Annotated in this window: 18 protein-coding genes; 13 read left to right on the forward strand and 5 right to left on the reverse strand. The window is 73.0% G+C overall.

The genetic code is table 11. The annotated features are described in order from the left end of the window. The 3 genes from FAF44_RS18215 to FAF44_RS18225 form a co-directional block, all read left to right on the forward strand. On the forward strand, positions 1-938 hold a 938-nt coding region (locus FAF44_RS18215), incomplete at its 5' end, for a DUF346 domain-containing protein (protein WP_237104382.1). Positions 939-1058: 120 nt separating this feature from the next. Beyond that, a complete protein-coding gene (locus tag FAF44_RS18220; protein WP_237104383.1) occupies positions 1059-2003 on the forward strand; it encodes a hypothetical protein in 945 nt (314 codons plus the stop codon). Further along, complete coding sequence (locus FAF44_RS18225) at positions 2004-3956, forward strand: hypothetical protein (protein ID WP_237104384.1); 1953 nt, start codon at positions 2004-2006, stop codon at positions 3954-3956. Here FAF44_RS18225 and FAF44_RS18230 read toward each other — a convergent pair. The 4 genes from FAF44_RS18230 to FAF44_RS18245 all read right to left on the reverse strand — a co-directional run bounded on the left by FAF44_RS18230 (position 3868) and on the right by FAF44_RS18245 (position 7291). Beyond that, on the reverse strand, positions 3868-4548 hold the full coding sequence (locus FAF44_RS18230) for a hypothetical protein (RefSeq protein ID WP_237104385.1): 681 nt from the start codon (positions 4546-4548) through the stop codon (positions 3868-3870). The two genes, FAF44_RS18225 and FAF44_RS18230, sit on opposite strands and share 89 nt — an antisense overlap. Before the next feature lie 346 nt (positions 4549-4894). Then, positions 4895-5464 carry a transcriptional regulator gene (locus tag FAF44_RS18235; protein ID WP_237104386.1) on the reverse strand — a complete coding sequence of 190 codons (570 nt, stop codon included), beginning with the start codon at positions 5462-5464 and terminating at the stop codon, positions 4895-4897. Between the two features lie 148 nt (positions 5465-5612). After that, positions 5613-6116, reverse strand: a complete 504-nt coding sequence (locus FAF44_RS18240) for a hypothetical protein (RefSeq protein ID WP_237104387.1) — start codon at positions 6114-6116, stop codon at positions 5613-5615. Positions 6117-6520: 404 nt separating this feature from the next. Continuing rightward, complete coding sequence (locus FAF44_RS18245; RefSeq protein ID WP_237104388.1) at positions 6521-7291, reverse strand: class I SAM-dependent methyltransferase; 771 nt, start codon at positions 7289-7291, stop codon at positions 6521-6523. A 489-nt stretch (positions 7292-7780) separates the two neighbouring features. On the opposite strand from FAF44_RS18245, the gene FAF44_RS18250 reads away from it, so the two are divergent. The 5 genes from FAF44_RS18250 (at position 7781) to FAF44_RS55795 (ending at position 12631) form a co-directional block, all read left to right on the forward strand. Then, a complete protein-coding gene (locus FAF44_RS18250; RefSeq protein ID WP_237104389.1) occupies positions 7781-7987 on the forward strand; it encodes a ferredoxin in 207 nt (68 codons plus the stop codon). Then, positions 7984-9258 carry a cytochrome P450 gene (locus tag FAF44_RS18255; RefSeq protein ID WP_237104390.1) on the forward strand — a complete coding sequence of 425 codons (1275 nt, stop codon included), beginning with the start codon at positions 7984-7986 and terminating at the stop codon, positions 9256-9258. Before FAF44_RS18250 ends, FAF44_RS18255 begins: the two co-directional genes overlap by 4 nt. A gap of 102 nt (positions 9259-9360) precedes the next feature. Continuing rightward, on the forward strand, positions 9361-10782 hold the full coding sequence (locus FAF44_RS18260) for an aldehyde dehydrogenase family protein (protein ID WP_237104391.1): 1422 nt from the start codon (positions 9361-9363) through the stop codon (positions 10780-10782). A gap of 15 nt (positions 10783-10797) precedes the next feature. Then, positions 10798-11865 carry a Zn-dependent alcohol dehydrogenase gene (locus tag FAF44_RS18265; RefSeq protein WP_237104392.1) on the forward strand — a complete coding sequence of 356 codons (1068 nt, stop codon included), beginning with the start codon at positions 10798-10800 and terminating at the stop codon, positions 11863-11865. A gap of 43 nt (positions 11866-11908) precedes the next feature. After that, positions 11909-12631 (forward strand): PHP domain-containing protein, encoded by a 723-nt coding sequence (locus tag FAF44_RS55795; protein ID WP_237104393.1) that lies wholly within the window; start codon positions 11909-11911, stop codon positions 12629-12631. On the opposite strand, the gene FAF44_RS18275 is transcribed toward FAF44_RS55795, so the two are convergent. Further along, complete coding sequence (locus tag FAF44_RS18275) at positions 12621-13823, reverse strand: cytochrome P450 (protein ID WP_237104394.1); 1203 nt, start codon at positions 13821-13823, stop codon at positions 12621-12623. The genes FAF44_RS55795 and FAF44_RS18275 overlap by 11 nt on opposite strands. A 133-nt stretch (positions 13824-13956) precedes the next feature. Here FAF44_RS18275 and FAF44_RS18280 point away from each other — a divergent pair, with 133 nt between their 5' ends. The 5 genes from FAF44_RS18280 to FAF44_RS18300 all read left to right on the forward strand — a co-directional run bounded on the left by FAF44_RS18280 (position 13957) and on the right by FAF44_RS18300 (position 26158). After that, positions 13957-14844, forward strand: a complete 888-nt coding sequence (locus FAF44_RS18280; RefSeq protein WP_237104395.1) for an SseB family protein — start codon at positions 13957-13959, stop codon at positions 14842-14844. Continuing rightward, complete coding sequence (locus tag FAF44_RS18285) at positions 14841-15230, forward strand: hypothetical protein (protein ID WP_237104396.1); 390 nt, start codon at positions 14841-14843, stop codon at positions 15228-15230. Before FAF44_RS18280 ends, FAF44_RS18285 begins: the two co-directional genes overlap by 4 nt. A gap of 143 nt (positions 15231-15373) precedes the next feature. Continuing rightward, positions 15374-15745 (forward strand): YbaB/EbfC family nucleoid-associated protein, encoded by a 372-nt coding sequence (locus FAF44_RS18290; RefSeq protein ID WP_237104397.1) that lies wholly within the window; start codon positions 15374-15376, stop codon positions 15743-15745. Continuing rightward, a complete protein-coding gene (locus tag FAF44_RS18295) occupies positions 15742-16086 on the forward strand; it encodes a hypothetical protein (protein ID WP_237104398.1) in 345 nt (114 codons plus the stop codon). Before FAF44_RS18290 ends, FAF44_RS18295 begins: the two co-directional genes overlap by 4 nt. Positions 16087-16096: 10 nt before the next feature. Beyond that, positions 16097-26158, forward strand: a complete 10062-nt coding sequence (locus tag FAF44_RS18300) for a hypothetical protein (RefSeq protein ID WP_237104399.1) — start codon at positions 16097-16099, stop codon at positions 26156-26158. Positions 26159-26179 lie beyond the last annotated feature (21 nt).

The following is a 26179-nucleotide window of genomic DNA, read 5'->3' on the forward strand; positions in this document are numbered from 1 at the left end:
CCGACCAACTGCACCTGTTCGCCCCCACCCCGTCCGGCGGCCTCGGCCACTGGTTCGAGGAGGCCGACGGCACCGTCAAGCGCGGCACCTGGGGCACGGCCGTCGCCGGTGAGACGGTCTCGTACCTGGCCGGCGTCCAGCAGCACGTCCTGGCGCGCGGCGCGGACGGGAGCCTGGCGCACCGCTTCTGGGACGCCGGCCGCGGCGGGCTGATCCAGGAGACCTGGCTCCCCGCCGGCACCGTGGCCGGCGCGCCCGCCGCCATCACCACGCCCGGCCAGCAGCACGCCTTCGTCCGCACGCCGGACGGCCGGCTGCTGCACACCTGGTGGGACGCCGGCACGAGTGCCCAACGGCAGCAGACCTGGGCGGCGGCGGGCACCCTGGCCGGTGATCCGGTCGCGGTCGTCTTCGGCGACCAGCAGCACGTCTGGGCCGCCGGAACCGACGGCGCGCTGCACCACTGGTGGTGGACCAAGGGGCCCGGCGTCCGGCACGAGAGCTGGGCGGGCAGCGCGCAGGGCACCCCGACGGCGCTCGTGCACCGCGGCCGGCTCCACGTGTTCGCGGCCGACGCGCCGCGCCGGCTGTCGCACTGGTGGTGGGACTCCGGCACCCAGGTCGTCGAACGCGAGTCCTGGGCCACGCCGGTGCCGCTGGCCGGACGTCCCTCCTCGTTCGCGTACGGCTCTCAGCAGCACGTCTTCGCCCGCACGTCCGACAACACCCTGGCGCACTGGTGGTCGGATCCCGCCTACGCCGAGCCCCGTTACGCTGTGTGGCCGGGGCCGCTGCACTCCGACCCGGTGACGGTCGTGGCCCGCGAAGGGCAGCACGTCTTCGGGGCGGCGGCTCCCGGCGGGCCGGTCACCCACTGGTGGTGGGACCGCGCCGGTGGCGTCCAGCAGGAGGACTGGGGCGGTCAGCTCGGCGGGTGACCCGGTTCGCCGTGCAGAACCGCAGGTGAGGGAGGAGGGCGATCAGTCCGGGAATGCCGTATTTACCGCGGCTCGGTGCCGTGTCATCATGCGCTCACCGTCTGTCGATGGGAGCGCAGCGTGATCCGCGACCTACTGACCGTTCTACGGTGTGCCCGGCTGGCGATCGCCCTCCCCGTCGCGCTCAAGGACGCCGTCGCCTGCGCCCCCGACGCCGTACGCGCCTTCGGACGGGCGGTGGAGCCGATCGTCCGCGAGGTGTTCCCCGAGCCGGAGCGCGCGGCGATGATCGCCTCCCTGCGTGGCACCGCGCTGAGCTTCAACGTCGGCATCCACGCCTACGCCAGGATGGCGGGCCGGACCTGTGACGGCGAGCTGGTCATGCTCGCCGGCTCGGTCGCCCGGCTCTACGACGACATGATCGACAACGGCGCCGACCAGGCGATCGACGCGTGGGCGGCGTCCCTGTTCAGGGCCGGCGGGCAGGCCGCGTCGCCCGACCGGCACCGCCGCCTGCTGGCCGCACTCTACGCGGAGATCCGCCGCCGCGCCCCCGGCGCGCTCTGGCACACCGCGCTGCTCGAACTGCACGACTACCAGGTGCTCTCCCGCAAGCAGCGCGATCCGGCCACGGCGGCGGCCCAGCTCGGCAAGATCACCGCGGGCAAGGGCGGCCTGGCCTGCCTCGTGCTGTTCGGCCTGGTGCATCCGGACATGAGCGTGCCGCAGCGCGACGTGGTGATGGAGGCGGGCGAGGCCCTGCAACTCCTGGACGACTACCTCGACCAGGACGCCGACCTGAGCGACGGCATCGCCACCCCGCTCAACCGGGGCGAGGTGAGCCTGGCCGAGGTGGGCGCCCGGCTGCTGGCGCTGCGGCCCCGGCTGGCAGCCTGCTACGGACGTGCCGCCGCCCGCCCGTTCACCGCGACGCTCTTCCTCGTCCTGGCGGCCGACGTGCTCAAACGCCACCGGCGCGGACGCGCGAGGCGAACCGGGCGCTCCCCGCTGGGGCTGCTGCTCGCCGGCGGCAACCACGCCATCCCCCCGAAGAGGGCCTCCTAGATGCGCAGGCTGAAGACGGTCTTCCTCGTCATCCTCCCCCTGGCGTTCGTCCTCCTGGCGGTCGTGCGGCTGGCGGTGGGCGGCTGGTCCGACGTGGAGGCGGTCATCGCCGCGGCGGCCCTCGTCGTGGCCTACGTCGGCACCCTGCGCGGCGAACGCCCCCAGGACGAGGGCTCCGACCTGGCCGACAGGCTGGCCGACCAGGTCACGCAGGCGGCCCGGCGGGAAGCGGGCAACCGGGACGTCCCGGACCGGGGCGGGATCCCGATCCGCTGCGAGTCCGGCGGCGCCCTTCCCGCGACGGTCGAGGAACTGGCCGACCACCTGCTCACCATGAAGGGGCCCGTCGTGGTGATCGGGGAGCGGGGCTCGGGCAAGACCACGCTCGGGCTGCTCCTCCCGCTGGCGATGCCGTCGGCGCGGCACCGGCCGATCCCGGTCACGCTGCCGCTGTCGTCGTGGGAGCCGCGGCTGGGCCTGCGCGAGTGGGTGGCGCTGCGGCTGGCCGCCGAGTACCCGTTCCTGCGGGCCGCCCCCCGCGCGCTGGAGCGGCTGATCGGCGGCGGCGGCCTGCTGGCCGTGTTCGACGGCCTGGACGAGGTGCCGCCCGCCCGCCGCGCCGAGGTGGTCCGGACCATCGACGAGAGCTGGCCCCGCTCGTACGTGCTGACCAGCCGCGTCGAGGCGTTCACCGGCCCCGTCGCCCGCCGGCTCGCCGGGACGCCCGTGGTGCGGCTGCTCCCGGTGCGGGCCGCGGACGTCGCCGGATACCTGGAGTCACGCTGGGGCGACGTGCCCGAGACCGCCACGCTGGTCGCGCGGCTGCGCGCGGAGCCGGGCGGACGGCTGGCCGAAGCCCTCGACAGCCCGCTGATGATCTTCCTGGCGGCGCGCATCTGCGAGAGCGGCCACGCCCCGCGCATCGACGGCACCGCCGCGCGGATCAGGCAGGGCCTGGTCGCCGGGTTCGTACCGGCCGTCTACCGCCCGGAGCCCGAGGCCGACCAGCCGTGGAGCCCCGACGAGGCGGCCCGCTACCTCCGCTTCCTGGCCGATTTCCTGCACCGCAGGGGGACTCACGACCTGGCCTGGTGGGAACTGCACCAGGCGCTGCCCCGCGCGGTGGTCCCCGCCCTGCAGGCCGTGCTCGGGACGGCCGTGCTCGGACCGCTCTGCGCCGCCGTGTCCGCGCTGTTCGGGCTGGGAGCGGCCGGCTGGTGGTTCGGCCTGGCGATCGGGCTTGCCAGCGGGCTCGCGGTGGCGCTGGCCAGGCAGCACCACCCGCGCGAGGCCCGTCCGAAGCTGCGCAAGACGCTGACCCGGCGCTACCTGCTGCGCCGCCTCGGCCAGGGCCTGGTGTGCGTGGTGCCCGGCATGGTGATCGTCCTGGTGCTGTACGACGGGGTGAGCTACGCGCTCACCGACGGCGCGGTGCTGCTGCTCGGCTTCCTGGCCGTCTCCCTCGCCCTGGCCCCCGCCAACGCCGACAAGGCGGGCGCGCCCGACGGCTTCCTGCGCAACGACCGGGCGGCCGTGCTGCTGGCCTTCGCCGCGGGCGGCCTGGTCGGGCTCGCCGTGGGCGCCTACCTCGGCTGGTGGATGCAGAGCGGGCTGCGGGTCAGGGACCACGTGTGGCTGCTCACCCTCGGCCGCTGGCAGCAGACGCTCGCCGGCGCCACCACCGGCGCGGTGCTCGGCGCGGTGGGATTCGGCGTGACGATGATGGCGCCGAGCGCGTGGGGGCGCTTCGCCGACGCCCGGCTGTGGTTCGCGGCCCGGCGGGTGCTGCCGCTGCGGCTGATGACCTTCCTGCGGGACGCCTACGAGCGCGGAGTGCTCCGCCGTACCGGGCCCTACTACCAGTTCAGGCACGAACTGCTGCAGGACCAGGCCGTAGCCGGGCCGCCACCGCCGGAGTCAGCACCACCGGCCCCGCCAGCGACCAGAGCGTGACCCGGCCGCTCGCCCCGATGACGTAGCTCGCCTCGGGGAAACGCACCCGGCCGCTGTCCGGGGCGAAGCGCGCGTACCGGATCTCCAGTTCGGCGCGCCTGCGGCGGACCCGCTCGACCGCGACGCGCCCGCCCGCCGCGGGACGGTAACCGAACTCCACCACCACCTCCTCGCCGGGCGCCGCCCGCGCCAGCGACTCCACGTCGCCCGGCCTGGTCAGGTCGCAGACCCGGCCGCCGACCGTACAGCGCAGGACGTCGAAGCCGTGCCCACGCAGCACCCGCGTCTGCGCGGCCAGCCAGACCGGCTCGAACCGGCGCTGGGCACGCGCCAGCAGCCGCGACATCACGACCCGGGCCAGCACGTACGCCGCGGTCAGCCAGGTGGCGGCGGAGAACAGCGGATGCGGCGCGAAGGTCGCCGCCAGCGCGAGCGCGGCGGTGAGCACCGCCCAGCCGAACGTCGCCGCGGGGGCGCGTTCCGGCGACGGCCCGGCCAGCACCCGGCGCGCCAGCACCGGCAACCCGGGCAGCGGCACGAGCGGAACCGGCAGGTCGGGGCGGGAGTGTTCGGGCCCGTAGGTGACCGGCATCTTGCCAGTATCACCTGAGACACCGCCCGGCGTTACTGCCCACCCGGTCCACCTCACCCTGCCGCCCTCGCCACGACGGGGCCCGCCGAGAGGGCGGCCAAGGTGATCGGCAGGCCCTGGGTATGGCGGCGCCGGATGAGCCGGCTGTCGCCGGTCTCAGGGCTGTCAGGCGGGTTCGAGACGATCGGCGAGGCGGCGGAGGATGATCGCGAACCGGCCACGGAGACGCGGAAGAACACGCCGGCGCGGGCGCGACGGGATCATGTGGAGGTGTGCGGCCTCGGCTCGCCGCTCGGCCAAGTCCGCGCGGACGAGCTCTTCATACAGGTGATGCACGGAAGGCTGCTCAGGGTTCTTCGGGAAAGGCGTGGTAGAAGATGAAGATCGGGCGGGTATCCGGCGGAGGCTCGCTCGACTCGACGCGTGCCTGGGTCAGTTCGCGCCACGGCTTCAACACGGCATTGAGCTGGTCGGCGAGCTGCGCCAGCTCGTCCTTGGTGAGCCGCAGGTGGCGGCTGCTTCCGAAGGACGCGTGGCGCCAGTCCTCGGGAAGCGTCAAATGAGTGCGTTCGAAATCGCGTAACCGCTCGAACTGGTCGATCACCCACTGTGAAGTCCACGCCTGTAGCGCGGCTCTGGCCTCCGGGGCTTCGAAGTCCCGCACCAAGGCCCACCCGCTCAGAGCCGCCCGCACCCAGCGTTCCCGGCTGTCCCGGGCGAGCTCCGGCACGTCCTCGATCAAGCCGTGTTTCTGCATTTGCCGCAGGTGATAGCTCACCTGGCCGGGGTCGGCGTCCATCCGCCTGGCGAGCTCGCTCACCGTGACCGGGCCGATCCGGAACAGCAGGCTGAAAAGCTTCATCCGGAACCGGCTGGTCATGACCTTGAGCACGTCCACGTTCTCGATCTGACGCATGGCTACGACGGTAAGACCAGCAGGTGAAGATGCTCAAGACGTCTACTGGATCTTGAAACTGCGTGCCGGTGGCGTGGCGGCGCTTTGCCGGTCCCGCCGTTCAAGGGGTCAACCTAGGCGTCTGCGGAGCCTTGAGGGAGTCGGGACGTCAGCCCGCGCTGCGCCAGTAGGCGAGTTGCGCGCTCGTGCTTTTGACCACCTGGGGAACGGACTCAGGCTGTGGCCAGATCTGCAGCAGATAGCGATCTTCCGCTTCCGACTCCTCGTCCATGTCCACGGCGTGATAGCGCAACCGATACCACCCTGGCCCCGAGGGCAGCTCGGGTATTTCGTGAACGCCTCCGCCTCCCCACTCGCACAGCGAGAGCCGTCCGGCCTCTGACTGAAGGCTGATCTCCACAATGTCCTCATACCCGTCGGTGTCCGCTCCCGGGTCTTGGTCGGCCACGGTCGCCGAGAAGTCAAGGGTGCCCGTGTGTGTGCCCGTGAGCAGGAGAGCGGCGCCGTCCTCCACCCGAATGATTCCGACGGGGTGATCGGGATGGTCGGCGGCGAAATTTGCGTAGCCGTTGTTGTCGTCGGTGTCGTCGACGAGATAAGCCTGCCCGTAGTGGACCCCGAGGCCGAACGAGACGGTGCGCGTGGTGGTCATGGTCGGCAAGAGTATGATCATGTACTGACATTTCCGACCGATGCGCGCTCAACCGCCGCAGTGGTGTGACCGCGCTCGCCTTCGCTCGAGGGCTCTGGCTCGGGTATCGATTCATGCCATGAGCTGCACCCACTCACGGCCCTCCGCCCGGCTCCTTGTCCCCTACGCGGACACCTGCCAGATCCACGGCCGAGCCGTCGAACACCTCCACGTGCATCCCACGCACTGCCTCGGGACTCACGCCTGTGGCAGCCCCAAGCACCCTGCATGTCTCCGGCGTCACAACGACGCCGTACGCCAGCGAACGAACCTCACTTGACGCACGTACACCCAGCCCCAACGCCGTACCGCCATCCGATCTTCACCCGGCTGCGGCTCAGCCAGCGCCAGACAGATGTCTGGAATTAGCTGGCTTCGAGAACGAAGAACAAGAAGCACAAGAACCTCGTGCGGGTGGGCTCGAACTCGCGGAGTTCCTCGGGGAACACTTCGCGGGCTTCCGGCACGAACGGCGGTTCGCTGATGACGCTGATGCGAAAGCCCGCCGCGGCAAAGGCCTCGGTCATCGCGTGCAGCGGCCGGTTCCAGAACCTCATCTGGACGGTCTGCCCGCCCATGGTCCATTCCTCGGTCCGGCTACGGGTCTCGAAGTACTTGGGCTTTTCCCCGGCCATGTGCTGAAAGAGAGTGACGGAGAAAGGATGGTCGACCGAGACGAGGAGTCTGCCACCAGGCTTCAGCACGCGTCGCACCTCGGCCAGTGTCGGTTCCCAGTCTTCCAGGTAGTGCAGCACCAGGGACGCGATGACGTCGTCGAACGCGTCGTCGGGGAAGGGCAGTGGACTGGCCAGGTCGGCGACCTGCAGATCCGCGTCGGTGCCCAGCCGGTGTCGGGCCTGCTCCAGCATCCCGGCGCTCGCGTCGATGCCGGTAACGATGGCGCCTCGATTGCGCAGCGCGGAGAACAGGGGACCCGAGCCGCAGCCGGCGTCGAGGATGCGCCGGCCGGTCACGTCCCCGGCGAGCTCCAGCATCGCGGGCCGCTCGTAGTAGGCGTTCAGGAGGCTCGTCTCGTTCTCGGCCGCGTACCCCTCAGCCATCCTGTCGTAGTCGTTGATGGGGGAGGGCTGTGCGGTCTCGACGTGATCTTCGGGCATGGTAGACATGCGGGCCATTTTTGCCCAGCAGTCTCGGCGGCACAGACATACGGCAGATCTGGGTCAAGCTCGCAAACGGCCTAACATCCCTCTCGCCAGCGAAGACAGCAGGTCGAGCCAGACCGAAGCAGCCTCTCCTAGCTCCTCGTATGCGCGGAACTCGCTCACTCAAGCGCACATCCGCCGACTCAGGCGCTCAGTCAGACCTGCCTGGCGGAAACGTGGGGTCAACTATCGCTCCCAGATGGGCCACCTATCGCCCCCATGGGCCAACTAGCGCCCCCAACGTCACCAACTTCGGTGACGGGCTTCCATGTCCACTTCCACTTGCCGTGACGGACTGTCGTCTTCAAGACCGCCAGACAACAGCCGTCAGAGGGGTGGGGGCCTCTTGACGGGTCAAATGAACGCTTTTTTAATTCCTTGAAGGGGCACCCCAGGGCCCCAAGCGCTTGCTCCCCATCCCCGGCTTACTCGGAGACCCCCACCACAGACGGGAACGCGGCAATGAAGGTACGGATCGATCCCGAGCGCTGCCAAGGGCACGGCCGCTGTTACGACCTCGCCCCTGCCCTGTTCGGCGAGGACGACGAAGGTTACGGCACGGTGCCCGGCACCGGCGAGGTGCCCGCGGGCCGGGAACCGGATGCCCGGCTGGCGGTGGCCAACTGCCCCGAGCGGGCCGTCGAGGCGCTGAACGGAGCCGTCCGATGAGTGAGGTGGACGACCGGTTCGGGCAGGAGCTCGACGAGTCGCGCAGGAACCGCCCGCTGGGCACGGTCAGCGAGATCGTCACCGACCCGGTCTCCGACTGGGCGACCGACTTCTCCCATGTCGATCCGGTCTGGGCGGCCGATCCCTACCCCATCCAGGACGACCTGCGGCAGAGCTGCCCGATCGCGCACACCGAGCGGTTCGGCGGAGTGTGGCTGCCCACCCGGTACGAGGATGTGGCGGCCATCGCCTACGACACCGAGCGCTTCTCCTCGCGCGCGATCGTGGTGAGCAACGTCCGGCCGCCGCTCGATCTGGCCCCGGTGGGCGGCGTGCCGCCGATCTCGTCCGACCCGCCCTTCCACCACGACGCGCGCAGGCTGCTGCTGCCGGCGTTCACCAAGAGCGCGGTGGCCAAGCAGGAGGAGGCGACGCGGGCGTTGTGCCACTCGCTCATCGACTCGTTCGAGGGCAGGGACGTGGTGGACGGCGCCCACGAGTACGCCCAGCACATCCCGATGCGGGTGATCGCCAACCTGCTCGGCCTGCCGCCCGAGGACGGGCCGCTCTTCCGGCAGTTCGTGGAGGACTCGCTGGAGAGCGTGAACCGGCCCCAGGAGGAGCGGATCGCGGGGTTCGCCGCCCTGGCGGACTACCTGGTCGCCCAGATCCGCGAGCACGTCGACCACCCGCGCGACGACCTGATCACGTACCTGATCAACGCCGAGCTGAACGGCCGCAAGCTCGAACCGCAGCACGTCATCGGCACGATCATCCTGCTGCTGATCGCGGGCATCGACACGACGTGGAGCGCGATCGGCGCGTCGTTGTGGCATCTGGCCGGGACGCCGGGCGACCGGGAGCGGCTGGTGGCCGAGCCGGCGCTGCTGCCGACCGCGATCGAGGAGTTCCTGCGGGCGTACGCGCCGGTCACGATGGCGCGGCTGGTCAAGGAGGACATGCGCTGGAACGGCGTGGACATGCGGGCCGAGGACTGGGTGCTGCTGTCGTTCCCGGCGGCGAACCGGGATCCGGCGCAGTTCGAGCGGGCCGGTGAGGTGGTCATCGACCGGGAGGTGAACCGGCACGCCGCGTTCGGGCTGGGGATCCACCGCTGCGTGGGCTCGCATCTGGCGCGCATGGAGCTGCGGGTGGCGCTGGAGGTGTGGTTGTCGCGGATCCCGGCGTTCGAGCTGGCCGATCCGGCGGCGGTGACGTGGGCGGCCAGCCAGGTCCGGGGCCCGCGCGCGCTTCCCCTGCGCATCGGCTGACCCCGGCGGGCGCGGGCCGGACGGGTCCGCGCCCTGGACGGCGCCACGGCAGAACTTCTAGAATAAAAATCTAGAATTTACTCCTACTGCCGAGGGTGGGTCATGCCGCATCGGATCTATGTCGACGGAGAGTGGGCGCCGGCGAGCGGCGGTGCCGCGATACCGGTGGTGAACCCCGCCACCGAGGAGACATTCGACGAGGTGCCGCGCGGCGGCCCCAAGGACGTGGCGCGGGCCGTCGAGGCGGCCGCCGCCGCGCTGCCCGCCTGGTCGGCCCGGCCCGCCGCCGAACGGGCCGCGCTCTGCGCCGCCGTGGCCGGCGCGCTGGGGGAGCGGGCCGACGAGCTGGCCGAGACGATCGTGGCCGAGCTGGGCATGCCGCTCAAGCTCACCCGGGCCATCCAGGTCGGCTCGCCGATCCGGACGTTCGCCTCGATGCCCGAGATCGCGGACGGCGTCGCCTTCGAGGAGCGGCTCGGCGACTCGGTGATCCACCGGGACCCGATCGGCGTCGTCGGCGCGATCACCCCGTGGAACTACCCGCTGCACCAGATCGCGGCCAAGCTCGCCCCCGCGCTGACCGCGGGCTGCACGGTGGTGCTCAAGCCCAGCGAGGTGACGCCGCTCAACGCGTTCGTGCTGGCCGACGTGCTGCACGAGGTCGGCTTCCCGGCCGGCGTGGTCAACCTGGTCTCGGGCTTCGGCCCTGAGGCGGGCGAGACGCTGGCCGCGCACCCGCTGGTGGACATGGTGTCCTTCACCGGATCCACCCGCGCCGGGCGGCGGGTGGCCGAACTGGCCGCCGCCGGGGTCAAGCGCACCGCGCTGGAGCTGGGCGGCAAGTCCCCGAACGTGCTGCTCGACGACCTCGACGACACCGCCTTCGAGGACGCCGTACGCAAGGGAGTCGCCGCCTGTTACCTGAACTCCGGCCAGACCTGCTCGGCGCTGACCCGGCTGCTGGTCCCCCGGGAGCGGCTGGCCGAGGCCGAGCGGATCGCGGCCGGGGAGGCGGAGACGTACACGACCGGCGATCCGCGCGACCCGGCCACCCGGCTCGGCCCGCTGGTCTCGGCGGCGCAGCGGGACCGCGTGCGCGGCTACCTGCACGCGGCGGCCGAGGACGGCGCGACGATCCTCACCGGCGGCCCCGACGCCCCCGAAGGGCTGGAGCGCGGCTTCTACGTGCGGCCGACCGTGCTCTCCGGCGTCACCCCGGAGTCGCGCGTCGCGCAGGAGGAGATCTTCGGCCCGGTCCTCGTCATCCTCCCCTACGACGGGGAGGACGACGCCGTCCGCATCGCCAACGGCACCCCGTACGGGCTGGCCGCCGGTGTGCGCGCCGCCGACCCGGGCCGCGCCCGCCGGGTGGCCAGGCGGCTGCGCGCCGGGCAGATCAGGATCAACGACGGCGCCCACAACGGCCTGGCCCCCTTCGGCGGGTATAAGCAGTCCGGCTACGGCCGCGAGTACGGCCGCTTCGGCCTGGAGGAGTTCCTGACCACCACGTCCGTGCAGCTCTGAGCGGGGAGAGAGCAAATGAGAGGCGTCATCCTGCGTGAGGTGGGCAAGCCCGTCGAGGTCACCGACGAGCTGCGCCTGCGTCCGCCCGGCCCCGGGGAGGTGCGGGTCCGGCTGCGCGCCGCCGGCGTCTGCCACTCCGACCTGTCGATGTGCGAGGGCAGGCTGCCCGCCCGGGTGCCGCTGGTGCCCGGCCACGAGGGGGCGGGGGAGGTGGTCGAGCTCGGCCCCGGCGTGAGCGGCCCGCCCGTCGGGACGCACGTGATCCTGTCCTGGATCCCGCCCTGCGGCGTCTGCCCCACGTGCCTGGGCGGCCAGCCGAACCTGTGCGTCGGCGTCCGCCCGCCGCAGGCCGCCGTGACCGTCGGCGGGGAGCCGGCGTACGCGGCGCTCGGCGTCGGCTGCTTCGCCGAGGAGACGGTGGTGGACGCGCGGGCCGCCGTCCCGATCCCGGACGACGTGCCCTTCGACGTGGCCGCCGTGGTCGGGTGCGCGGTGCTGACCGGGGTCGGCGCCGTGATCAACACCGCCCGGGTGCGTCCGGGGTCGTCGGTCGTGGTGATCGGCTGCGGCGGGGTCGGGGTCAACGTCCTCCAGGGGGCCAAGCTCGCCGCGGCGGCGCCCGTCCTGGCCGTGGACCGGGTCCCGGAGAAGCTGGAGGCCGCCAGGGCGTTCGGCGCCACCCACGTGAGCACGCCGGACGAACTGGGCGACGCGGTGCGCGACCTGACCGACGGGCGCGGGTTCGACTACGCCTTCGAGGTCGTCGGCCGGTCGGCGACGATCAGGCAGGCCTGGCAGGCCACCCGGCGCGGCGGCACCACGGTCGTGGTGGGCGCGGGCAGCGCCGACGACATGGTGACCTTCAGCGCGGCCGAGCTGTTCGCCACCGAGCGCAGGCTGCTCGGCTGCCTGTACGGCTCCGGCGACGTGCGCACCGACTTCACGCGGCTACTGCGGCTGTGGCGGGCCGGGCGGCTCGACCTGGACGGCCTGATCACCCGGCGCATCTCCCTCGACCACGTGGGCGAGGCGTTCACGGCGATGGGCTCGGGCGACGTGATCCGGTCCCTGGTCACCCTCTGAACCGGGCCCGCCGTCACCCGATGACCCGGCCGGACGCGACCCGGTGACCGGGCCCGACGCGGCCCGCTCCGACGCGGTCCGCTCCGACGCGGCCCGCCAGCCCGACCTGGCCAGGCCGGTCCGGGACGGGTGGGTGCGGGTGGACTGCCACGTGCACACGGTCGCCTCCGGTGACGCCGTCACCACGCTCGACGAACTGGCCGAGCGGGTGGCGGCGTGCCGGATCGACGTCGTCTGCCTGACCGAGCACAACCTGCTGGCGGGCGGTTCGGAGGAGCTGTCGCGCGCGGTCGGGGCCCGGGTCGTGCCCGGCGAGGAGATCCGCACCGGCTCAGGCGAGCTGATCGGGCTGTTCCTGCGCGAGCGGGTCCCGTACGTGCTGCCCGCCCGCGAGGCCGTCCGGCGGATCCGCGCGCAGGGCGGCCTGGTGTGCGCGCCGCACCCGTACGACCCGGTGCGCTCCGGCGTGGGCGCGGACCTGGACGCCCTGTGCGGCGAGGGGATGATCGACGCGATCGAGGTGTTCAACGCCAAGACCGCCGACCCCGGCCACAACCGGCCCGCGCTGCGCGCCGCGCGGGCCCACGGCCTGCCCGCGACGGTGGGCTCCGACGCGCACGACCCGGCCGGGGTCGGGGCCGCCTACCTGGAGATGCCCGACTTCGACGGCCCGGCCGCCTTCCTGCGGGCCCTGCACCGGGCCGAACGGCACGGCGAGTACCGCCCGCACGCCCGCCGCTACCCGCGCGGGCCGGTCACCAGGTGACCCACACGTTCTCGAGGCCGCCCGACAGCAGTCCCTTGCGCAGGCGCAGGCCGTCCACGCCGTCGCGCAGGCCGAGGGCGGGCAGGCGGCGGGTCAGGGTGCCGAGCGCCACCTGCAGCTCCAGCCGGGCCAGCGGCTGGCCCAGGCAGTAGTGCGCGCCCACGCCGAACGACAGGTGCTGGGCGGCGTTGGCGCGGCGCGGGTCGAACCGCTCGGGCTCGTCGAACCTGCGCGGGTCGCGGTTGGCCGCGGGCCGGCACGGGATGACGGTGGCCCCGGCGGGGACCGTCCCGCCGTCGAGGTCGGCGTCCTCGGCCGCGACCCGGGGGAAGCCGATCACGCTGAGCGTGGTGTCCAGGCGCAGGACCTCCTCGACGGCGCCCGGGATCAGCGCCGGGTCGTCGATCACCGCCTGGTAGCGCTCGCGTTCGGCGAGGAGCGTCGCCGTCATGATGGCGATCATGTTGGAGGTGGTCTCGTGCCCGGCCAGCAGCAGCGCCCGCACGGTGGCGATGAGTTCCTGGTGGCTCAGCCGGCCGTCCTCGGCGTCGGAGACCTGGGTCAGTTCGCTCAGCAGGTCGTCGCCGGGGTCGGCGCGCCTGGCGTCCACCAGGTCGGAGACGTAGGCGTCGAACTCGCGGTAGGCGCGTTCGACCTCCTCCTGGCTGTGGCGGGTCAGCGTGAGCATGACCCGCGACCAGTGGGCGAAGCGGTCCTGGTCGTGGCTGGGCGCGCCGACCAGGGCGCAGATGACGCGCACCGGCAGCGGCAGGGCGAACCGGGCCGACAGATCGGCCGGGGAGCCGGACTTGAGCAGGTCGTCCACCAGTTCGTCGGCCATGCGCTGCACGCGGGGCCGCCAGGTCTCCATCTTCCTGATGGTGAAGGAACGGCCGAGCAGCCGCCGCCACCGCAGGTGGCCGTCGCCCTCGCGCATGTCCGTGCCCTCGGCGGCGCGGTTGAAGATCCCGCCGTCCTGTGTGGTCGCCACCCGGGCCGCGCCGGGGCCGCCGCGCCGGAAGCGCGGGTCGGTGAGCGCGGCGCGCACGTCGTCGTAGCGGGTGAGGAGCTGGGCGGTGTCGCCGCTGGGCAGCCGCACGGGGGCCACCGGGCAGCGGTCGCGCAGTTCGGCCCACTCCTGCGGCGGTTCGAGCACGGCGTCCCGGTCGAAGGGATAGTTCGGTGTGGTCATCGCTGCCCCCTGATCTTTGACGGCTCGCCTCAACTTTAAGGCAGTTGCCTTAGTAAGACCAGGGCCGGCCGTGCCGGCATCCGGCGAACGTCACACGTTCCAACATGCCTGGCGAAGAGGACAAAATGGGCGGATGACTGACGATGATCAGCCACCGGCCGGCCCGTTCGAGGAGCGGCTGTGGGCCGCGCACCGGGACGGCCGGCAGGCACTGTGCCTGAGCCTGCTGCGCGAGGCCGACCTGGCGCTGCCGATCACCGCCGCCGCGGCCGGCGGGGCCGAGCGGCCCGCCTGGGCGACCGTCGCGGACGCCGCGCGCACCTGGCTGCTCGCCTACACCTCCGTCGAGGCGATGCGGCTGGCCACCGGCGGCGTCGCCACGTACTGCCGGATCTCGTCCATGCCCGAGTTGGCCGCCGGCTGGCCCGACCCCCGCTGGGGGCTGGCGGTCAACGCCGGCCTGCGGGTGGCGTTCCTGCTGGAGCCCGGCACGGTGGCCCGGCTCGCGGTGCCCTCGATGGCCCAGGATCTCCAGCTCGACCCGGAGGCGGGCGTGCCCGCGGTGCAGAAGCTGCTCGCCTCCGCCGACCTGCCGGACCTGCTGGGCGAGCGCGAGCCGAGGGTGTCCGGCTACTGCCACCACGCGCTGGACGTCTCCCACATCGCCACGCCGGCCGTGCTCGCCGCCGCGCTCGGCCGGGCGGACCTGCTGACCGGGTCCGGCTCGCTGAACATCCTGCGCTGGCGTCCGGTCGGCCTCGGCCTCTACCGCACCCCGTACGGCGGGATCGACGAGGAGAGCCGGGCGGCGGTCGAGGGCTGGGTGGTGGAGGAGCCGCCGTTCGCGGGCATGGGGCTGGTGCCCGGCGGGGACAACGTCATCCGCGAGTACAAGGTCTACGGCGTCGGCCTGCCCCACGGCGCCGAGATCTGGGAGCTGACGAACGCGGGCACCGAGCACCGCAGGGCCATGTACCACGGTGACCTGCGCCGCTGGCTGCTGATCGGGAGGTCCTCATGACGTCCTGGCACGGCTACCGGGCCCGCTGGCGCGGCACGGAGTACCCGGCCGGTCCCGAGCCGCACGCCCTGGAGCTGTGGGTGCGCCTGCGCTCCGCCGCGCCGCTGGACGGCTTCGAGGAGGTCGAGCCGGGTGTGCACGTCCGCACGGTTCCCGTGGGTGAGTGCGAGTCCCTGCGGTTCGTCACCGTTGTGTGCCGCTGGCGCGGGGAGCCCTTCCAGGTGCACGACGAGCGGGACGGGCTGCTGCTGCTCGAGTACCTGGGCGGCTCGGTGCTCACCGCCCGCGCGCTCGGGCTGGAACGGGTCGAACGGGGGGTCTACCGGCGCTGGGTTCCCCGGGAGGAGGCCGGCGAACTACGGGAGGAGTCCGCACAACTCGCCTGAAAGAAATTTGAGGATTCCAGAACTTGCCTCTTGTTTCTTGGTGTTCATGTGACGGAAACTTACTTTTTAGACGGGAGTGTCGTAACAAGCTCGAATGTTGCGAGGGGGCTATGGGGGCACCACAACCGCCGGATGTGTCGGGGATGCGGGCGTATGCCGATGAGTTGCGCGACATGTTCCACCTCCTCCAGGACCAGGGGCTCGAGCTGCACGCCAAGGCGAAGGAGGTCCAGGTCACCGAGACCTCGCCCGACGGCCTGGTGTCGGTGACCGTCGGCCCGCGCGGCGAACTCGTCCGGATCGACCTCGACCCCCGCATCTACCGGCGTCCGGACGCCAGGAAGCTGGCCGACACGATCGCGGAGACCGCCTGGCGGGCGGCCGGGGTGGTCAGGGAGCGCATCACGGAGATCTTCTCGGCGGTCATCCCGCCCGAGCAGTTCCAGGCGCACCTCGACGGGGACGTGGAGGCGGTTCTCGCGCAGCTCGCCTCCCAGATGGGAGGCCGTCGATGAGGCTGTGGGACGGTACGGAGATCATCAAGCCCGTGGTGGACCGGGGCCTGTCGGAGTGGTCCACCATGGCCGAGGAGCAGGAGCAGCGGCTGCCACAGCTCGTGGCGAAGGTCGAGGCGTGCCTGGCCGCCGCCCCGTGGGGCACCGGGGTCGAGGGCGACTCGTTCCGGGTGGCGCACTTCAGCGGCAGCGGGCCCGTCGAACTGCTCGCCCAGTGCAAGCAGCTCGCCAAGCAGGTCACCGACGCCGGCGACCGGGTGCGCACGGCCATCGACAACACGTTGCAGACGGATGCCGCGATCAGGGACGATCTGGCGGCCGGGATGACATACCAGGTCTGAGAACCGATAGATGACGACGACTTCGGGCGGCATTGACGTCCAGGGCCCGGCGGGGCAGCCGAGCCAGCAGCAGCAGATCGTACGGATCGACAGCGACGTCCGTCCTGCCTGGGAGAGCGGTGGGTTACCCGACTGGGTGACGTACTGGCTGATCCCCATGCTCTCGGCCGGGCAGAAGTGGCCTGAGGCCAGCGAGAGCCAACTGTCGGAGCTGGCGCGCTCCTACCAGGACCTGGCGGAGGGGACCGCCGCCTCCACCGAGCCCGCCGGCACGGCCGCGCGCAATATCGTCAGCGGGTACGTCGCGCCCTCCACCGCCGACTTCGTCAACCGGGCCCGCGTGCTCTACGGCGCCGAGGGCGGCCTGGCCGGGACGACGAACAACGCCCAGGCCTACGCGCAGCAGGCCAACAACTTCGCCGTCGAGACGCAGTACTCCAAGCTCTCCGTCAACGTGGCCTTCTGGGTGACGGTGGTCGCCATCGCCATCGCCCTCGTCGTCGCCTTCTTCACCGCCGGCTCCGCCACCGCGCTGGTCGGCCCGTACGCGGCCGGCGCCCGCGCCGCCATCAGCCGTATCCTCGTCCGGCTCGCCACCCTGGCCGGCCGCCCGATGAGCGCGACCCAGCTCGCCAGGGTGACCACCCTGTCCGGCGCGACCGGGCCCGGGGCCATCGCCCGGCTGCTGGCCTCGCCGATCGGCAGGGAGCTCATCGAGGAGATCGGTGAGGAGATCTTCATCGACGGGATGGCCCAGTACCAGCAGATGAAGATGGGCACCCGGCAGGAGTGGGACTGGCAGAAGTCGAGCGCGGCGGCCATCGGCGCGGGCACCGGCGCCGTGCTCGGCACGCGCCTGGCCGGGCCCGTCTCCAGCGTCACCCGGCACGTGCCGGGCTTCGCCGGCCGCGCCCTGACCACCGGCCTGACCAACATGATCGCCTCGCCGGTCGGCAGCTTCGTCGCGAACGGGGCCGTGTACGGGCAGTGGCAGAACCCGTTCTCGGCCGACGCGCTGCTCGGCGCGTTCATGGGCGGCGCGGGACGTACGGGGAGCATCAGCCCGTTCAGCCCGGACGTCGCCTCGGCCCTGACCCACCCGCGCAGCACGCTGGCCGCCGCCTACGACGCGGCCTCCCAGAAGGACGCGGCCCGCGCCATGGGAGGTGGCGGCCCTTCCGGCCCGGCGTCCCCGACCGGCGCCCCGACGGGCCCGGACGGCAACCCCAGCGGGCCCGGCGTCACCCGCACGCCGGACCAGGTCGCGGTCCCGGCGCAGCGCACGCCCGGCTCCACCTCGACGACCACGGTGGCCCCGTCCGCCAACGGCCCGTCGGCCCGGCCGGGACCCGGGGCGCCCGACGTCGACCTGTCCACCTCCCGGCGCGGGGCCACCACCCAGCAGCCGGACAACGCGCCCGCCCCGGACGAGAACCCGGCCCCGCAGGCCGACACCGACACCGACGCCAACACCGGCACCGTCACCACGCCGGACCAGGACACGACGTCCACGGCCCAGCCCGCCGACACCGGGGAGGCGCGCCCGCGCGCCGCGAGCGACACCGACCAGACGCAGAATCCCGGCGACGCCTCCCAGAACCCGGCCGCCACGTCCGAGACGCCGGACACCGACACGACCGGCCAGACCGAGGGGACGACGGACCAGACCCAGGACTCCACGGACCAGACCGAGGAGACGACGGACCAGACTCAGGACTCCACGGACCAGACCGAAGAGACCGCGGACCAGCCCCAGGGCACCGCGGACCAGACCCAGACGGCCGAGGGGCAGCCGCGCGCCGCCGACGACACCACCCAGACGGGCCCCACGACCACCACCACGACCACCACCGCCGGCGGCCCCGCGCGGATCAGCGCGAGCAGCGCGCTGCTGGACGCGCTGCGGACGAACTTCCCCGGCGCCGTCATCGGCCCCGAAGGCGACCTGATCCTGCCGGGCCCGACCGGCGACCGCGTCATCACCGTCGCCACCATGGCCCGCCTGCGCGCGACGCTCGACATCCGCGCCACCCAGGTCCGCAACCAGGCCGCCCTCGACGCGGAGGCGGCCACCCTCATGCTGCTGGCCCAGGGCGACAACAGGCTGTCGGCCGCCGCCCCGGACGGAGCCCGGGACGCCGCGGCCGGCATGGGCCTGACCCTGGCGCACACCAGCAAGCCCGACACGGTCACCTCCCCGCCCATCGCCGACACCCGCTACGTGACGGACGGTCGCGAGGGCGCCCAGGACCTCGACGAAGCCGAAGGGCTCGCCGCCGCCAGGCAGCTCAGCCCCGAGGACTTCCAGAACGAGGGCGTCACGGCGCTGACCTGGGAGGGCGACGTCCTCGTCGTGTGGACCAAGGTCGGCGGCCCGCACCACTTCCGCTTCGTCCCCGGCGGCCTCGACAGCAACCTGATGGGCCAGACCCACCTGCGGGCGGGCACGCTGACGGATCCGCACGTGGTGCACATCGGCCTGCGCGTGGCCCCCGACCAGCTCACCAGGGTCTGGCTGCACGAGATCACCGACACCCTGCACCGCCAGGCCAACCCCGGTCACGGACGCGTCAGGCAGGTGCTGAGCGGCGGGCGCGAGACCACCGACGGCTGCCTGCCCGCGCGGCGCAACGAGCTCGCCTACCTGATCAAGCAGTGGAACAACGCCGGCACCCCCGACGAGCGGCGCCTGCTCGCGGTGGACATCGACGGCGTCCTGCGCCACCTGCGCGCGCACGGCGACAACCCGGCGCCCGCACCCTGGGAGGCGGCGCAGGGCGAACGCCCGGCCCACGCGCCGCCGCCGCTCGGCCGTAACGCGACGGCCGACGACGTGCGAGCGCTCGTCACGGCGCTGGAGACGGCGGAGCAGACCCTCCAGAACCAGGTGGACGCCAAGAACGAGAGCGCGGCGAAGGCGGGGGAGCAGGCCGCCGACGCGGCTGCGAACGCACGCCGGACCTCGCGCAGGCGCGACAGCGGCAAGACCGAGCGCACCCGTAAGGCGCGCAAGGAGGTGGCCGGCCACCTCGAGACGCAGGCCCGGCACCTGCGGATCGCGCAGGCGTACGACGCCGCCCGCGAACGGGCCACCGAGGCCAGGCGGGCCTACGAGCAGGTGCTCGACGCGATGCGCCGCCCGACCGGCCAGACGGGCAACCAGACGGGCAACCAGACGAGCACGGCCGCCGTCGACCCCGCGCTGACCGCCGCGGCCGAGCAGGCGCACCAACGCTATCTGGCCGCGCTGGCGGAGGCGCTGCCGCAGGAGGTCTCGCTGTCGGCGGCGATGCCCACCGGCAGGCTGGCCCACCTGGGCCGGCTCACCAACACGGTCAACGCGATGCTGGAACGCGACGGCGTCCGCAAGCGGTTCACCCCCGACGAGCTCGAACGCGCCCTGCGCGCCGACTTCCACAAGGCCATCTCCGCCGACGGCGTCGTCCTGCGCGTCGGCAGGGGGAGGTCGGCGGCCGAGATCCGCGTCCGGCTCTCCCTCGCCGACCTGGTCGAGGTGATCGACCCGGCCGTGACGGCGTCCGAGATGATGGTCGGCATCTTCTACCAGGCGGGCCGGACGACCAACGCCACCCAGGCCGGCACCGGCGGGGCGGGCCTGTCCTTCAGCCCCTCCGTCATCGGGCAGTTGATGCCCGAGGGGCACTGGTACCAGGCGCTCTCGCAGATCCTGGGCATCAACGTCGGCGGGAACGCCTCCCGTAACTGGTCGGCCACGGGCGGGGCCGGCACGTTCGCGCAGGGCGGCTCGGTCGCCGACAACCGCGGCGAGTCGCTGCTGTTCGACGCCGCCGCCACGTGGACCGTCGAGATCCGCACCGCGCAGGACCGCGGCTGGCGGGGCAGGACCGAGATCCGCTCCGGCCTGCCCGGCGACAACGCCTCCCAGCGCGTGTGGGTCGGGCACTCCTACACCGACCAGGCGCCGGCCGACCTGATCAGGATCGACCCCGGCAAGCGCGACGCCGAGATGCCCAACCACGTCGTCACCGGCATGACCGGGCTGGAGACCATGCTCGACGCGCTCCAGACCAGGCTCGGCGGCGAGTTCGCCCGGACCGGCTCGAACGCCCACGGCGACCTGCGCAAGTTCGTCACCGACGAGCTGCCCGCCCGGCTGCGGGAGGCGGTCAACGGCGGGTTCGTGCGGGTGCTGGCCGCGAAGGGCCAGCCCGAGGTGCGCATCCGGGTCGAGACCGAGGTCGTGCTGACCACGGCCGAGCCCGTGGGCGCGCCCAGCAACGCCGAGTGGGAGGAGGAGGTGCTCGTCGACTTCGCCGCCGCGCCCGGCGGGACCTCGGCCGGCGGCTCGCTGGACGGCAACGGCTCCACCGGGTTCAACCATCCCGCGTTGAGCGGGGTGAACCTGCCCGGCGGCTACCAGCCCTCGATCGGGCCCAGGGTGCGGGGCAACAGGTCGGCGTCGCAGTCGTACTCGTCCACGGCCAACGCCCAGGCCATCCACCCGAGCGTGCTCAGGAAGACCCGGCACACACAGGGGTACCGGCTGGAGTTGCGGCACACGTTCACCATCGAGAAGCCCGGCGGCGTCTCCATCACGCTGCCCCCGATGACCAGCTCGACGCTGGCGCGCATGCAGGAGTCGGCCGCCTTCCGCTTCGGCCTGCCGGTGGACGCGCAGGCGGCGCTGCAGGTGAAGGGCCGGCCGCTGACCCACGACGATGGCACCCCGGTGCTGCGCGGCGAGGTCCGGCCCGTGCCGATCAAGGGCCGCAAGAGTGAGCTGCCCGCGTGGCTCGGCGACGGCCCGGGGCAGATGCGCGGCTCGGGCCCGGCCCTCGTCCAGGAGCTGACCGGCCTGGACGGGCTCACCGAGCAGGTGCTGGACCAACTCGCCGAGAGCGGCGTCGTGCCGAAGATCGTCAACGGTGTCCCCCAGTACTCCTCCAACCACCTCACCCGCGCCAGCCAGATGCTCAACCTGCAGGAGGTCATGGAGCAGCTCACCGAGCGCCGCCTGCGCACCGCCTACGACCAGTTGGCGCAGGAGGGCATCCTCGTCGACCTGGTCCTGCACGGCCGCAACAAGGCCCCCGACCACCACACGCTGCGCATCTCCCTGGTGCAGGACTTCAGCGACCGCGGCAAGTACGTCGGCGTCACCGACGCGGAGTCCGTGGTCAACCTCGACATCGGCACCGACACCTCGGCGCGCGGCGTCACCCGCTCCCGGACGTACGGGGGCGGGGGATCGGTCAACGTCGGCGACGGCCCCGACGAGGGGCAGGACGGTCTCGGGCACGACGTCGGCGTCAACGGCGGCGGCAACCGCACCCGGACGACCGGCTCCAGCACCGGCAGCACCGTCAACATCGTGACGCTGGCGGAGAGCACCGGCGAGGTCGCCCTCTTCGACGTGAAGCACCGGCTCAGCGTCGATCTGCTGCACAAGGGCGAGACGACCACGCTCGTCACCCGCGACGGCAGCGCCAGGATAGCCTTCGCCACCGACCTGCTGCCCCCGGACATCCCCGCGGGCTCGGCGTCGATCGGCACGCCGTCCAGGAAGCTGCGCGACCGCTCCACGCTGCTGCACATGGACGTGCGCAACGTCCGGGCCGCCGCCCGCGGGGTGCTGCCCCGGGGCCTGCGCCGCGCCTCGACCGCCTTCCACCATCTCGCGGCCTTCCTCAACCTGCGCAACCTGGTCTCCCACCCCGAACTGTTCGACACCCCGATCAGCACCCAGCTCGCCGTCCAGCCGGACGGAGTCTCGAGCTCGCGCTCGGAGCTGTCGGTGAAGGGCGAGATGGGCGAGGCGGAGATCGTCGGCGTCGTGGACCAGGTGACAGGTAAGATCATCTTCGGTCTGAGCAGCGCCGGGGTCTCGTGGGGCGGTTCGTCCGGCACCTCGGTCGGCGCCTCGGCCGGCGGCAGGGTCGTGCACGACGACGGGGGCTCCACCACCGGCGGCTCGCTCTCCGTCGGGCACTCCGGCGGCACCTCGGTCTCCACCTCCATCCTGGACATCTGGGGCACCGAGGAACTGACGATCGAGACCGGCCGCCAGTACATCCTGCGCGCCGACATGCTCCTGCACTTCGACGGCACCGAGACCCACGTCGACAGCGTGCGGACGCCGCAGGAGGGCATGAGCCCCGGCAGGCGCGGCACGCCCCCCGCGCAGGGCAGCGCGCTGTTCGCGGTCCCCGAGAACGACATGCTCATCATGTACGCCGACGGTGAGCTGAAGCTGCCGCTCGCCCTGGTCGCCGACGCGGTGGAGCGCTTCCGCAACGGCAGCCTGGACCTCGACAGGACCCTCGCCGTACCCCTCGTGCAGACCTACCTCAAGGCGCTGACCGAGGCGCGGGGCCGGGGCACGGCCCCGGACCTGTCCGCCAAGCACACGCCCAGGGCCCTGCTCATGGCGCTCAAGCGGGTGGCCGGGGTGACCGTCCCGAAGGGGCAGGACGTCGACGAGCGGCTGGATGCGGCACAGCAGGAGACCGAGGCGGACGCCGACGTCGTGATTGCCCCGCAGTACGAGAACGCCATGGGCCTGAGCACCGTGGACTCCTTCGAGGTGACCGACGCGAACGGGGAGCGGGTCAGCCTGCTCGACGCGGTGATGGACGCCGTCAACTCCGTCGTCCCCGACGCCGAGCAGAACGCCCCCGGCCTGCGCTCGGAGCTGGAGGTTGACCTTTCAGACAAACGCGTGACGATCCGCGCGTCCGACATGCTGTCATCCGAGGGCTACAACAAGACCTACCACGTGCACTCGGGGGCCCGGTCCGACCGGCCCGATGCGGTCACGGTACAGCTTCGCCTGGTCCCGCGGGCGGACGCCGATCCCCGCAGGGGCAGGCTGGTCAGCCGCAAGAAGCAGACCGGCATCATCCTGCAACGCTACCGCTACACCGACCAGACGCACACCGAGTCGTCCAACGGCTCGAACGGGGTCGGCCTCGACGCCTCGGACTCCAACGGCACCTCCGGCCTCGGCGCCGGGGTGTCCACCGACCTCAGCCACTCCTACTCCGACTCCACCAACGAGCAGGGCACTCGGCTGCAGCGCATCGCCCTGTGGAACGGCCTCGACCAGGTGTCGCAGGACATGACACTGGTTGTCGAGGTCAAGCGCAGGTCCGCCCGCACGCGGACGCTGCCGGGCTGGATGCGCATGCCCCGCGCCGCCGCCGCGATCAAGGCCGCGGTCGATCGCGTACGGCGCTGGCGCCGGGCCGCGAACCCGCATCAGTTCGACGCCACGCTGGTGCGGAACCTGCAAACCGGCATGTCCCGCCCGGTCGCGCAGGACCCGGGCCCGGTCGCCTCCGTCACCGACCCGCGCCAGGTGGAGCTGCACCCCGGCCACTTCGTGGAGACCCTGCGGGACGCGCCGGACCGGCCGAGCCTGTACGACGTCGTCACCGGCCGGCTGGCCAAGATGCTGGGCCGGGACACCATCACCGAACGCCAGGCCGAGCTGCAGTCGCGACTGGCGTCGTCCGCGCTGATCACCGGCTTCGAGCGGATGTCCGGAACGGACGGCGACGTCGTCGTCCGGGTGGCCAGGCACCGGTTCAAGAAGCAGGGCGCCGACGTCACGATCAAGGCCCGGCTGTCGGACCTCACGGTCGTGTCGGGGCCGTTCGACGCGGAGAAGGGCGAGGTGGACAGGAAGGCCGACGCCCAGAACGTGTCCATGTCCCGCGGGCGCGCCCTGCCCCTGTCCAGAAACGTCTCGCTGCCGCTCGCCCCGATCGGATTGGACGCCCGCGCCTGGTCCGGGGAGCAGATGTCGGAGGGCATGAACGAGCATCACGGGGCGCGGCGCGAGCGCAGCATGTTCCAGCGGGGCAAGGCCTACAGCGTGCGCCTGCGGGTGGACTACGACCTGACCTTCCAGCACGTGGCTCGCCTGCGCGACGGGAACGTGCGACCGGTCGGCAAGCCGGACCACCGGACGGCCGCCGCCGGCGGCGAGGTCTACGTCATCCTCTTCGGTGAGGAGATCGAGGAACTGCGCGCCCGGATGGAGTCCGGAGTGCGCCTCGGGGCCGCGCTCGAGGGCCTGCCGGAGTTCCGGTTCACGCCCGAGATCGGCCGCCTCGGACAGATCCAGGCGCTGACCGACGCCCGCGTGGCGGCCCGGGAACGCGGGAAGGTGGCCGTCGTCAGGGTCCGCGAGGCGGACGGGATGCACACCTACCGGGCCTACCCCGACGGGAGCGTGCGGGACGAGCGCCCCGACGGAGGCTTCGCCGAGGCGTTCGCGACGCTGCCGCCCGCCCTCCTGGAGGCCGCCGCCCGCGCCGGCGTCGACCTGCGGGGCGTCTTCATGACCTCGCCGGTGAGCGGCACCTTCGCCGAGCAGGTCACGGCCTGGCTGGACGCCCGCGACGCCCTGCCCGCCGCCGTCCCGCCGCCGGCCTGGCCCGCGACGTCGGCGCCGTCGCAGGCCCCGGCCGGCGGCAGCGTCGCCCAGGGCATCACGAGCCCGTCGGCGACCTCGCCGGAGATCGCGGGCACCCCGTTCGACGCGTCGGCCCGGCCCGAAGGGGAGCCCGACCTGTCGACGTCCGAGCTGCGGCGGCAGGACCTGTCGCCGGACGACTTCGGCGGCGCGGTGGCCCGGCTGAAGTGGAACGGCGACGACCGGCTCACGGTCGAACTGCCCACCGACGACGGGCGGCGCGTGCCGGTCCACACGCGCGTCCTGGCGGAGGACCCCGGCGACGGGCTGGTCGGACGCACCGAGTTCCGGTCCGGCACCGCGGAGGACCCGCACATCATCCGGATCGGCAAGCGGGTCGCGGCGGAGGTCGTGTCGTCCGTCCTCGCGCACGAGATCTCGCACGTCGCGCAGGAGAGCGCGGCCACGGCGGCGGGGGCGGCGCAGGGCGTCATCAGGGGCTCGCTGTCGCCGCACCAGCACGAGGGCGACGACCACTGCGTGACCCCCCGGCTGGACGAGCACGCGCACCTGTCACGCAAGTGGCGGGCGGCCGGGGACCCCGCGACGCGGCAGCGGCTGGCGGAGGCGATCGCCGCCATCGCCGGCGACATCGAGGCGCGCGGTCACACGCCGCCCGCGCCGCCCTGGGAAACCGGGCCGCCCGGCGCGGACCCGCGACGAGCCTCGACGCTGAGCGGCGACAGCGCCGTGCCGAGCCCGCGCGCGCCGGCCCCGGACGAGCAGCGGCCGGCCCCGGGCCGGATCGCCCAGGCCCTGAACGGTGACACGGCCCCGCAGGGCCCGGCCACCGCGGCCCAGAACGGCCAGCAGCAGAACGGCCGGCAGCAGGACGGCCGGTCGCCGGTCTCGGGGAAGGACGCGCAGGCTCCGACCGGCGGCCGGATCGCGGCCGCGCTGAACGGGGAGACCCCTGCCTCGGGCTCGGTCGCGGAGGCCCTGGCCGGCGGCGCGCCCCGCGCCAGGAAGCGCGGCCCCGCGCTGCCGGAGACCGCCGTCGCCGCCGCCGTCGAACGCGGGGCCGTCCTCGCGGGCGCCCGCGTCCGCCCGCGCGGCCCCGGCCGGTACGACATCGAGATCCCCGGCCACCGGCCCATCCCCATGACCGTCCGCCCCGCCGGAGCCGCCCCGGAGCCGGGCACCGAGGGCATGCTGACCTACGAGGTGGACCCCCACCGCACGGTGGGCGCGAACGAGCGCGCCGCCGCGGCCATGGTGGTGGGCGCCGTCACGCAGGTCCTGGGCAGGCCGTCCGCCGAGCAGCAGGCCCTCGCCGAGCTGTACGAGGCCGTCCGCCAGGTCCGCACGGCCACCCCCGCGCAGTACCCGGCCCGGCTCGGCGTCCTGCACGAGCTGGCCGGCCAGGCCCCGCTGCACCTCGTCCCCGCGCCGCTGGCCGCCGAGCTGACCGACCTGATCGCCCGCCCGAACCCCGCCGTCCGGAACGCGTACTGGAGCCGGATGCGGACGATCACGAACGGCACCGGATGGCAACGGTTCGAACCGGAGTGCCTGTGCCCCGGGGACGGGCCGTGCCGGTGCGGCCTGCGTGAGGGAGAACTCCCGGACGGGGACGCCCCGGGCGCGACGGAGGGCCTGATGCGGGCATGATAGGAACCCCGAACAGAGGAG

Origin of the sequence: Nonomuraea sp. MG754425 (assembly GCF_021699195.1) — a bacterium.
Classification (GTDB): domain Bacteria; phylum Actinomycetota; class Actinomycetes; order Streptosporangiales; family Streptosporangiaceae; genus Nonomuraea.

Coding starts and splice junctions, on each gene's coding strand:
- FAF44_RS18240 (WP_237104387.1), bottom strand. CDS start 6,116: ATGACCACCACGCGCACCGTCTCGTTCGGCCTCGGGGTCCACTACGGG.
- FAF44_RS18280 (WP_237104395.1), top strand. CDS start 13,957: ATGACTGACGATGATCAGCCACCGGCCGGCCCGTTCGAGGAGCGGCTG.
- FAF44_RS18255 (WP_237104390.1), top strand. CDS start 7,984: ATGAGTGAGGTGGACGACCGGTTCGGGCAGGAGCTCGACGAGTCGCGC.
- FAF44_RS18275 (WP_237104394.1), bottom strand. CDS start 13,823: ATGACCACACCGAACTATCCCTTCGACCGGGACGCCGTGCTCGAACCG.
- FAF44_RS18260 (WP_237104391.1), top strand. CDS start 9,361: ATGCCGCATCGGATCTATGTCGACGGAGAGTGGGCGCCGGCGAGCGGC.
- FAF44_RS18230 (WP_237104385.1), bottom strand. CDS start 4,548: ATGCCGGTCACCTACGGGCCCGAACACTCCCGCCCCGACCTGCCGGTT.
- FAF44_RS18245 (WP_237104388.1), bottom strand. CDS start 7,291: ATGGCCCGCATGTCTACCATGCCCGAAGATCACGTCGAGACCGCACAG.
- FAF44_RS18250 (WP_237104389.1), top strand. CDS start 7,781: ATGAAGGTACGGATCGATCCCGAGCGCTGCCAAGGGCACGGCCGCTGT.
- FAF44_RS18235 (WP_237104386.1), bottom strand. CDS start 5,464: ATGCGTCAGATCGAGAACGTGGACGTGCTCAAGGTCATGACCAGCCGG.
- FAF44_RS18290 (WP_237104397.1), top strand. CDS start 15,374: ATGCGGGCGTATGCCGATGAGTTGCGCGACATGTTCCACCTCCTCCAG.
- FAF44_RS18225 (WP_237104384.1), top strand. CDS start 2,004: ATGCGCAGGCTGAAGACGGTCTTCCTCGTCATCCTCCCCCTGGCGTTC.
- FAF44_RS18300 (WP_237104399.1), top strand. CDS start 16,097: ATGACGACGACTTCGGGCGGCATTGACGTCCAGGGCCCGGCGGGGCAG.
- FAF44_RS18285 (WP_237104396.1), top strand. CDS start 14,841: ATGACGTCCTGGCACGGCTACCGGGCCCGCTGGCGCGGCACGGAGTAC.
- FAF44_RS18295 (WP_237104398.1), top strand. CDS start 15,742: ATGAGGCTGTGGGACGGTACGGAGATCATCAAGCCCGTGGTGGACCGG.
- FAF44_RS18265 (WP_237104392.1), top strand. CDS start 10,798: ATGAGAGGCGTCATCCTGCGTGAGGTGGGCAAGCCCGTCGAGGTCACC.